At 66.1% G+C, this 10541-nt stretch carries 7 protein-coding genes; 4 read left to right on the top strand and 3 right to left on the bottom strand.

Translation table 11 applies throughout. The features are described from left to right. Positions 1-56 precede the first annotated feature (56 nt). Positions 57-1088, bottom strand: coding sequence for a GDP-mannose 4,6-dehydratase (locus JWQ81_RS02405; protein WP_297537091.1), 1032 nt, complete (start codon positions 1086-1088; stop codon positions 57-59). Positions 1089-1338: 250 nt separating this feature from the next. Here JWQ81_RS02405 and JWQ81_RS02400 point away from each other — a divergent pair, with 250 nt between their 5' ends. Further along, the gene (locus tag JWQ81_RS02400) at positions 1339-3093 is read left to right on the top strand and encodes an ABC transporter ATP-binding protein (RefSeq protein ID WP_297537094.1); all 1755 of its coding nucleotides are present in this window, start codon (positions 1339-1341) and stop codon (positions 3091-3093) included. Beyond that, positions 3071-4993, top strand: coding sequence for an ABC transporter ATP-binding protein (locus tag JWQ81_RS02395; RefSeq protein ID WP_297537090.1), 1923 nt, complete (start codon positions 3071-3073; stop codon positions 4991-4993). The genes JWQ81_RS02400 and JWQ81_RS02395 overlap by 23 nt, the downstream gene beginning before the upstream one ends. Positions 4994-5050: 57 nt before the next feature. On the opposite strand, the gene JWQ81_RS02390 is transcribed toward JWQ81_RS02395, so the two are convergent. Further along, the gene (locus JWQ81_RS02390) at positions 5051-6328 is read right to left on the bottom strand and encodes a multicopper oxidase family protein (protein WP_297537089.1); all 1278 of its coding nucleotides are present in this window, start codon (positions 6326-6328) and stop codon (positions 5051-5053) included. A 276-nt stretch (positions 6329-6604) separates the two neighbouring features. Beyond that, positions 6605-7468, bottom strand: a complete 864-nt coding sequence (locus tag JWQ81_RS02385) for a MurR/RpiR family transcriptional regulator (protein WP_297537088.1) — start codon at positions 7466-7468, stop codon at positions 6605-6607. 42 nt (positions 7469-7510) lie between these two features. On the opposite strand from JWQ81_RS02385, the gene JWQ81_RS02380 reads away from it, so the two are divergent. Both JWQ81_RS02380 and JWQ81_RS02375 read left to right on the top strand, forming a co-directional pair. Beyond that, positions 7511-8962, top strand: coding sequence for an aromatic amino acid ammonia-lyase (locus tag JWQ81_RS02380; protein ID WP_297537087.1), 1452 nt, complete (start codon positions 7511-7513; stop codon positions 8960-8962). A gap of 164 nt (positions 8963-9126) precedes the next feature. Further along, positions 9127-10101 carry a GNAT family N-acetyltransferase gene (locus tag JWQ81_RS02375; protein WP_297537086.1) on the top strand — a complete coding sequence of 325 codons (975 nt, stop codon included), beginning with the start codon at positions 9127-9129 and terminating at the stop codon, positions 10099-10101. The last annotated feature ends 440 nt before the right edge of the window (positions 10102-10541 follow it).

Here is a 10541-nt window from a genome sequence, read left to right as displayed (position 1 = left end):
CTCAAGTCAACCCATCTCGTAAACCAGCGACTGCGGGAATAGGTATGCGACTAGGGCTACCAGTTCGCGGCCAACAGCAGATCGCCGAACTCGTGTTCCCTGCCGACCTGCTGAATATCCGAATCCACCATCATCCGCATCAGTTCGGGAAAGGTGACCGTCGGCTGCCAGTTCAGCGCGGCACTCGCGCGCTTGATATCCGCGCAGAGGATCTCGACCTCGGCGGGACGGACCAGGTCCGGGTCGACGACGACGTAGTCGAGCCAGTCAAGGCCCACGTGGTCGAACGCTATCTCGACCGCGTCGCGCACCGTGTGCATGGCACCGGTACCGATCACCCAGTCGCCCGGCTCTTCCTGCTGCAGCATGGCGTGCATGGCCCGGACGTAGTCACCGGCGAAACCCCAGTCGCGCACCGCGTCGAGATTTCCCAGGTGCAATTTGTCCTGATGACCGAGCTTGATTCGGGCCACCGCGAGCGAGATCTTCCTCGTCACGAACTCCGCGCCGCGCCGGGGTGACTCGTGGTTGAACAACATTCCGGAAACCGCGTACATCCCGAACGACTCGCGGTAGTTCTTGGTGATGAAGTGGCCGTAGACCTTCGCGACGCCGTACGGGCTACGCGGGTGGAAGCCGGTGTTCTCCGACTGCGGTGTCTCGGCCGCCTTGCCGAACATCTCCGACGACGAGGCCTGGTAGAAGCGGATCCCGGCCTCGGTGCCACGGTGCGGGGCGGTCAGCCCGCTGACCATACGGATGGCCTCGAGCATCCGCAGCACGCCCATGCCGTTGACCTCGGTGACCAGTTCGGCCTGCTGCCAAGACATCGGCACGAACGAGATGGCGCCGAGGTTGTAGACCTCGTCGGGCTGGACCTTGTCGACAGCGGAGACCAGACTCGCCTGGTCCATCAGGTCGCCGTAGACGAAGGACAGGTCCGAGACCAGGCGGCTGATCCGCGACTGGCGCGGGTTCGCCTGCCCCCTGACCAGTCCCCACACCTCGTAACCCAGCGACAGCAGGTACTCGGCCAGATATGAGCCGTCCTGCCCGGTGATCCCAGTAATTAACGCGCGTCTGGGCATCGGCGTCTCCCTACTTTCCACGATGGACGACAACATCTCTCGGCGACCACGCACGGTCACGGCTGAGGTCAACCGTGGCCGGTCCCTCTGCTCTGGTGGTGACAGTAGGTTCTTCCGCACTAAGGATTCTTCAAGACTTCCCGAGCCTGCCCGCCCGACCGTGCCGAAAACACTAATGATTACCCAGTCCGCGCTGGGGTCGACTCAAGACCCACGCCATCGCAAGGCCAGCCGAGCTGGAGTGTTTTCTGTGCTGACCGGATTCCTGCGTACCCACCTGAGACCCTATCGAGGGCCGATCACGGCACTGGTACTGCTTCAAGTGGTCCAGACCATATCCATCCTGCTGCTGCCAACGCTCAACGCACTGATCATCGACAACGGAATCGTCAAGGGCGACGCCGGCTACATCGTCCGGATCGGCTCCGTGATGGGCGGGGTGACGCTGGTCCAGGTTACCGTCGCGATCGCGGCCGAACGCCTCGGCTCCCGGGTTTCCGCGGCGCTGGGCCGCGACCTTCGCTCCGCGGTCTTCCGGCGGGTGCTGGGGTTCTCCGCGCGCGAAGTCGGCCAGTTCGGCACTCCGTCCCTGATCACCAGGACCGTCAACGACGTCAAGCAGGCGCAGACACTCGCGCTGACGACATTCGACATCGCCGTGTCGACACTCATCCTGTCTGTCGGCGGCCTCACGATGGCACTGGTGCAGGACCTCCAACTCGGACTGCTGCTGGTGGGCCTGTTCGTGGTCATCGCCGTCTGCATCGGGATCATGGTCGCCCGGTTATACCCGCTGTACGACCGGATGCAGCAAGGGATCGACAAGATCAACCGGATCCTGCGCGAGCAGATCACCGGGGTGCGCGTGGTCAGGGCGTTCGTCCAGGACGCCCACGAACGCGCAAGGTTCGCCCGCACCAACTCGGAGCTCTACGTTCCGTCGCTGCGCATCGGCAGGCTGATGGGTTCCTTCCCCGCCGTCGTACTGGTCGTGATGAACGGCTTCATGGTCGGGCTGATCTGGCTCGGCGGCCGCCGAGCCGACGCCGGCGACCTCCAGCTCGGCGCCCTGAGCGCGCTACTGGGCTACCTGTCGCTGATCGTGCTGGCGATGGTCATGACGATCATGGTGATCACCGGGGCGGCGCGGGCGAGGGTGTCCGTCGAACGCATCCAGCACGTCCTCGACACCGAGACGAGCGTGCGGCCCCCGGACGAGCCGGTCCACACCAGCCCCACCACGGGCAGACTCGACCTTCGCCACGCGGAATTCGGCTACCCCGGCGCGGAAAGCCCGGTCCTGCACGGAATCGACCTGACCGCAAAGCCCGGCGAGACCGTCGCGATCGTCGGCGGCACGGGCAGTGGCAAGACCACTCTGTTGAACCTCATGCTACGGCTGTTCGACGTGACCGGCGGCTCCGTGCACCTCAACGGGGTCAACGTGCGCGAGATCGACCCGGACGTGCTCGCCGAAGTCATCGGTTTCGTGCCCCAGACCGCTTACCTGTTCTCCGGCACCGTGGCAACCAACCTTCGGTACGGAAAACCGGACGCTACCGACGAGGAACTGTGGCGGGCGCTGGAGACCGTCCAGGCCCGTGACTTCGTGGAGAGCATGGCCGCCGGGCTCGGCAGCACGATCGAGCAGGGCGGAAAGAACCTCTCCGGCGGTCAGCGCCAGCGCCTCGCGATCGCGCGCACGCTGTTGCGCAAGCCCGAAATCTACCTCTTCGACGACTGCTTCTCCGCCCTCGACGCCACCACCGAGGCCGCGCTGAGAGCGGCACTCGAGACCGAGATCGCCGGAGCGACGGTGGTGCTGGTGACCCAGCGGATCAGCACGATCCAACACGCCGACCGCATCGTGGTACTCGACAACGGCTGTGTCGTCGGCGTCGGGACACACCACGAACTGGCGCGTGACAACGCGACCTACCGGGAAATCATCCAGTCCCAGCCGACCCGCCAGGAGGCGCTCGATGCGATCGTCAGCGAGACGTGAGCGTTCAGCGCCCACGGAGAACCGTCAGCAGCGGGCAGACCGATTCGGCATCACCCTCCGGTTGGCCGGCCTGTTCCGGCCCTACCGCTTCGCGCTGACCGCGACGGTCGTGCTCGGACTGTTCGGTGCCGCCTTGAACCTGGCCGGCCCCAAGCTGCTCGGTCAGGCCACCGACCTGATCTCCGCCGGCCTGATCGGTCGAGCGCTGACCCCTGGCTCCACCAAGGAGCAGGTGATCTCCAAGCTGCGCGCCGACGGGAACGACACCCTCGCCAACGTTCTCAGCACGGTGAATCTCGTGCCCGGCCATGGCATCGACTTCGCCAAGCTCGGACCACTGCTGCTGCTCAGCCTGGTGCTGTTCTTCGCCGCGTCCGTGTGCATCCTGATGCAGGGTCGCATAGTGGCCACCGTCGCCCAGAGAATCCTCTACGAACTGCGTGAGCAGGTGGAGGCGAAGCTCTCCCGCCTGCCGCTCAGCTACTTCGACCACACCCCGCGCGGCGAGGTACTGAGCCGGGCGACCAACGACGTCGACAACCTCCAGCAGACCCTGCAGCTGACCATCGGGCAGATGGTCAACTCGCTGTTCAGCGTCCTCGGTGTGCTGGCCCTGATGCTGGCCATCTCCCCGCAGTTGGCTCTGGTCGTACTGGTGAGCGTGCCCGTGTCCGCCGTGCTCGCAGCGTGGATCGGCAAACGCGCCAGGCCGCGGTTCGCCGAGCAGTGGGCGACTACCGGACGGCTCAACGCGCAGATCGAAGAGATCTACACCGGGCACTCGCTGGTCAAGAGCTTCCGGCAGCAGGAAGCCACCGAACACGCCTTCGACGAGCGCAATCACGCGCTGTGCGAAGCCGAGCGCCGCGCTCAGGCCATCACCGGGATGATCGAGCCTTCGACGAGATTCGTCACCGATCTGAACTACATCCTGATGGCGGTCTTCGGCGCACTGCGCGTCGCGAGCGGCTCGATGTCCATCGGTGACGTGCAGGCTTTCACCCAGTACGCGAGCATGTTCAGCAGGCCGATCGTCAGTCTCGCGGCATTCTCCGGCCAGCTGCAGTCCGGTATCGCCTCCGCCGAACGGATCTTCGAACTGCTGGACGCCGGAGAACAGACCCGCGAACCCACAAACCCCAGGCACCCGGGGCAGATCCGCGGGCACGTGGAGTTCGACCGCGTGTCCTTCCGCTACCTGCCAGACGTGCCGCTGATCGACAACCTCTCGCTGACCATCCAACCCGGCCAGATCGTGGCGATCGTCGGGGCCACCGGCGCGGGCAAGACCACGCTCGGCAACCTGCTGATGCGGTTCTACGAGATCGACGACGGCCGCATCCTGTTGGACGGCATGGACATCGCCCTGATGACCCGCGACCACCTCCGGTCGACGATCGGTCTTGTGCCGCAGGATCCCTGGCTCTTCGGCGGGACGATCGCCGAGAACATCGCCTACGGCTGCCCCGACGCCACACGCGAGGACATCGAGGCCGCGGCCAAGGCGACGTGTGTGGACCGGCTCGCGCACGGCCTGCCCGATGGCTACGACACCGTGCTCGACGACGAGACGTCGACGGTCAGCGCCGGTGAGAAGCAGCTGATCACGCTCGCAAGGGCGTTCCTGGCCAAGCCGTCCATCCTCGTCCTCGACGAAGCGACGAGCTCGATCGACACCCGCACCGAGCTGCTCGTCCAGCACGCGATGAATTCGCTGCGCGAAGGCAGGACCAGCTTCGTCATCGCCCACCGGCTGTCGACCATCCGCGACGCCGACGTCATCCTCGTGATGGAGAACGGGAAGATCATCGAAAGCGGCACGCACGACGAACTCGTCGATGCCGATGGCGCCTACGCCCGGCTCTACGGCAGCTCCCAGCCTCTCGCCCAGCCGTCCTGACATGACGGTGAACGAAGGCCCGCTGCACACCGTGCAGGGGCCTTCGTTCACATTCGGTCAGGGCACGATGTTCATCTGCGCCATCATGCCGTCCATGGCATGCTCCAGGAAGTGGCAGTGGTAGAGGTACCGCCCGGTGTACGGCACAAAGGTGGCCTGCACCCGAACCGTCTCCCCTGCCGTGAGGTACACCGTGTCCTTGAGGCCCGCGTCGCTCTGCAGCGGCGGCTTGCCGTTGCGGTCCAGCACACGGAACTGCACGAGGTGCATGTGGAACGTGTGCCGCACACCAGGCGGGTCGGTGCTCGTGATCGTCCAGATCTCGGTGGTACCACGCTTGATCGTGAAGTCGATCCGGTTGTCGTCGTACGGCTTGCCATTGATCTCGCCGAGCACCGGGCCGCCGGACGGCAGTTGGCTGAAGTCGAAGGAGAGGTTGACGTCCCGCTCGACCGTGGCGCGGGGCATCGGGGGCAGCTCCCTCAGCTTGTCCGGCACCCGGCTGAAGTCGAACAACACGCGTCGCGTCACATCGAACCGCAGTATCGTGCCCGCGACCGGGTCGGACAGCTCGATTTTGGTGCCGACCGGGAATCGCGAGAAGTCGATCACCACATCGGCCCGCTCGGCCGAGGACAGCTCAAGTGTCCGCACCTGCACCGGTGCGGGCAGCAGCCCGCCGTCGGTGCCGATCTGGGTCAACTGGCCGGCGGACAGGCTCAGCTGGAAAGTCCGGTCGTTCGCCGTGTTGATCAGCCGGAAGCGATACTTCCTTGCCGCAACGGGAAAGTAGGGCCGCGAGACGCCGTTGGCCAGTATCGTGGTGCGCTTCCTGACGTCGTCGAACACGACGAGGTCGCCATTGGCGTCGAACTGGATGTCACGGAGCATGATCGGCACGTCGTAGTCGCCGCGCGGCAGGCCGAGATACTCCTCGCACGGGTCCTCGATGATGTACGCCCCGGCCAGTCCCCGGTAAACGTGCTCGGCCTCGGTGTCCATATTGTGGTCGTGGTACCAGAGCGTGGTGCCCTGCTGCTGGTTCGGATAGGTGTACAGGCGCGACTTCCCCGGCAGGATGACGTCCATCGGGTGGCCGTCGGAGTCCGCCGGTGTGCGGCCACCGTGCAGGTGGACGTTGACGGGCACGTCGATCTCGTTGGTGACAGTGAGCTGCGTCGGACGCCCGGTTCTCGCGCGGATCGTAGGACCGGCGAACTGGCCGGCGAAGCCCAGCAGCGGGGTCTGGATACCTTGCAGGATCTCGGCGCTCGTGTTCCGGATCGGGATGCGGTACACGTCGGTTCCGTCGCGGGTGGACACGGGCTCCAGCACCGGCGCCACCGGCATAGGTCTTAAGAACGGCGCGGTCGGCTGGACAGTCCTTCTAGTCGGTACGTATGCGTCCGCGACGCCTCGACTCAGCAACTGTGGCATCCCCAATACGCCGGCGGTAACGGCTCCCGCGGCGAGCAATGCACGTCTAGTCAACATGCGGTGACCCTAATCACCCGTTAGTGCGACTTTCCCTAGCCTTTTGTCGTAATTATCCAGTCACAGACCGCGACTGTCGCCGTCGCCGCCGCGGCGGTGTCAGTCGGTTCGATCGATTCAGTCGGTAACGAAAAGCTCGTGCTCCGCGGCATAATCCTCAAAACTCTCCAATCGTCGCTGACCCGACGCACCCGCGGCATCCGTCATCGCTTCCAGCAACGCGGCCGAAAGCGACATCACGGCCGCGTGGGAGTCGAACACCAGTTCCGAAGCCACCCCGGCGCTCACCACGTCGTCGGCGTCCGGGGTCAGCGCGGAAACGGACTTGTCGGTCAGCAGGACCGTGCGCAAACCCAATTCACGGGCCTGCAGCAGCGCGTCCCGCGCTTCCCTCGGGTAGCGCGGTAAGGCGAACAGGATCACTGTCCGCGCTCCGCGCCGGCGAGCTTGGCGCAAGCCGTCACCCAGCACACTGCCGCCATCGGTCAGCACCCGGACGTCGGGATGGATCTTCGCGGCGAGGTAGCCGAACAGCTCCGCCGGCGGCGCCGAAACCCGGAAACCCATGACCACCAACGGTTCCGAGGCCATCAGCCGGCCACCGACCGCGCGCAACGACTCTTCGTCGGCAAACCGCTCCCGCAGTGCGGCGAGATTGCGGACGTCCTTGTCGACGCCCTCCTGGAACTTGTTGCCCAGCTCGGACGGCGGCTTCGGCGCCGATCGGCGCAGGTCCCGGCGGAACTCGGCGTACCCGTCGAACCCGAGCAAGGCCACAAACCGCGTCACCGACGGCTGGCTCACCTCGGCCCGCTCGGCGAGCTCCATACTGGTCAGAAACGCTGCCTCTTCGCCGTTCGCGATCAGGTAGCCGGCGATCCGGCGCTGCGCCGGGGTGAAGCGGTGCGCGGCGAACAGTTCCTGCAACGACCGTCCCACGCGGACACCACCCTTGCCTTCTCGACGAATGAAGAGTTTCATGCAGCATCGTCAGGTGAATGGATAGTTGTCAAGAGGGAGCCCATGACCGACAGCAGCCGGATCCGGATCACTGGCAGCGGCCTCCGCTGCGCCGACGTCGTCCGCATCGCCCGCCGAAGCGCTTCGGCTGAACTCGACAACGACGCCGTACACCGCGCGGGGAAGGCTTACACCCTCGCTGTCGAAACCGGCGCAAAGCGCGCTGTGTACGGCCGCACCACCGGCGTCGGCGCCAACCGGCACACCGTCGTCGACCCGGACTCCGCCGACCAGCACGGGCTCAGGTTGCTGCGCAGCCACGCCGGCGGGACTGGACCGACGCTGCCGGACAGCGTCGTCCGCTCGACCCTGGTGATCCGGCTCAACCAGCTCGCCGCGGCGGGCAGCGGCGTCCACCCGAGACTGCTGCACGCGCTCGAAACCGCACTCCGCGTCGGCGCCCTCCCGATGGTCCACGCGCGCGGCGCGATCGGCACCGGCGACCTGACCGCGCTGGCCGAGATCGCGCTCACCATCGCCGGCGAACGGCCATGGGCCGTCGGCGACCTCGACCCGGTCGCGATCAGCCCGGGCGACGCACTCGCGTTCATCTCCAGCAACGCGGCAACCCTCGCCGAGGCTGTCCTCACTTGGCACGACCTGCAACGTCTACTCTCCGCGAGTCACGTCGTCGCGGCCCTGTCCTTCTGCGCACTGGGCGGGTCGCCGGAAGCGTTCTCCGAGCGCGTCCACGCCGCCCGGCCACATCCCGGCTCGGTGCGCTGCGCCGCGGAGATGCGACGCCTGCTGCTGTCCGGCGGCGAAGTCCCACCCGGACGCCGGATACAGGACCCGTTCGGGCTCCGCGCGTTTCCGCAGGTCCACGGCCCGGCACTGGACGCGGCCGACGCGCTGGAACGAGTGTTGACCATCGATCTCAACGCCGCGGCCGAGAACCCGCTGATCGACATCGAAACCGAAGAGGTCTACCACCACGGCCAGTTCTCGACGGCGTACCTCGCCTTGACACTCGACCACCTGCGCGCCGCGCTCCACCACGTCGCCGAACTCTCGACAGCGAGACTGAGCGACCTCGTCGAGCCCGACCTGACCGGACTGTCACCCTTCCTCGCCGCCGGCCCGACCGGCAGCTCCGGGATCATGATCCTCGAGTACGTCTCCCACGACGCACTCGGCGAACTGCGACACACCGCCGCGCCGGTGACACTCGGGACAGCCGTCATCTCCCGCGGTTTGGAAGATCACGCAAGCTTCTCGATACACGCCGTCCGCAGTACAGCGGCCGCTGCCAAGGCTTACCGGACCGTGCTGGCCTGCGAACTGCTCGGCGCCGTCCGGGCACTGCGGCTGTCGGGTAAGGAGATCCCGCAGTCCCCGGTCCGAGATGCCTTCGAGGTAGCCGTCCGCCGTCTCCCCCTTGTCGAAGAGGACCACTCCCTCAGCGACGAAGTCGCACTCGCCGAGTTGCTCGTCGACTCCCTGGCGGGGTTCTGATTCTTTGCTGTTTTTTGGAGGTGAGTGACGACTATTCGTGACTGGGCTCTTTCTACAACCAGCGTCGCCGTATAGGACGTTATACATTTGATGAATCAAGGCAATCAACTGTCGGCCAGTAAACAAAATGACAGCCGGCGCGCCCCGGGATTACCGTCCGTCGCATGTACGACGTATCGACCTCGCTCACGTGGCGACCGCTCATCGCCGAGGACGCCAGGCCGTCGGCCGACCTCCTCAACGCCATAGAGGTTGTTGACAAGATCGGCGAGAACTACACCGAGGAGGACACCCTCCAAGAATTGATCGACCCCCACGCGGACCTTGAGCGCGCGAGCCTCGCCGCCTGCGACGGCGAGGTGATGGCCGGCTACATGAAGATCCGCTACAAACCGCTCGCGGACGTGGTCCATCGAGTCTTCCTGGATGGCGGGGTCCACCCTGACTACCGGCGTCGAGGTATCGGCACCGCGCTCGTGGAAGCCGGGGTGGCGGCGGCGAAGGTACTCCACGCACGGCATCACCCAACACTGAAGCTCGTGGTCGACGTCCATAAGTGCGAGCACATCGCCGGCCTGGCCCAGCTCGTCCGCTCCCAGGGTTTCGCACCGGTCCACTACTTCCAGCGCATGGAGCACCCGCTCAGCGACGCACTCGCCGCCGCGGCGATCCCCGACGGGCTGCGGGTCGAGCCGTGGTCGGAGCAGAACGACGAGGACTTCCGGTCGACCCGGAATGACGCGTACCAGGACTACTGGGGCGCGGCGCCGATGCCCGCCGACTCCTGGAAGAACAAAATCACCAACCAGACGTTCAAGCCCGAGCTCAGCTTCGCGCTCCGTGATATGGCGAACGGGGCCGCGGCAGGCATCCTCGTGACCATGTGCTGGGAGGGCGATACCGTGGCTACCGGCGTCCGCGACGCGCACTTCATGGTCATCGGAACACGCCGGGACTACCGGCAGCGGGGCGTCGCCAGCGCACTGATCGGGCACGCGCTGCAGACCGCCACCGACCAGGGCTACAACCGCGCCAGCGCGAACGTGGACGCGGCGGACCCTTCCGGGGCGTTCGGGATTTTCGAGAAAGCCGGCTTCACCGCGAAGATGCGATACGCGCGCTGGGCGCTCGAGGTCTGACGCGCACGCACTGAAGGGCGACGACTGCCGGTCAGTGTCTCGGCCGGAATAGGCGACTCGGTCCCCCGTCTTGGCCCGGCGGCTTCCGCAACTCGGCGGCGAGTTGCGGTCTTGGCGGGGATGCAGCCGGGGCTCTGTCGGGGCTCGTGGTGTCGAGGTCACGTCTACCGAAGCAAGGACCGGGGCGACGACGGGCACGCGGTACGGATCCAAGCGCCACTCCCGTCACGCCGTGGTACCACCGGTGCCGACGTGACCACTGAGGCTGCTGCGGTTCGCCGCGCAGCTGCCATTCGTATCAGGGGTCGGCGGGTTCAGTAGTGCTGCGGCGCGTGCGCAACTCGACGGCGAGTTGCTGTTGTGCCGAACGCAGTCAGGGCTCGTCAGTGTCGCGGCCGGATGATCCGGTCGCGGCACTCACGAGCCCTGGGGTGGGTTTT

Origin of the sequence: Amycolatopsis sp. (genome assembly GCF_025464955.1) — a bacterium.
In the GTDB taxonomy this organism is placed as follows: domain Bacteria; phylum Actinomycetota; class Actinomycetes; order Mycobacteriales; family Pseudonocardiaceae; genus Amycolatopsis.
This window is presented reverse-complemented; position numbering and strand designations above follow the sequence as displayed.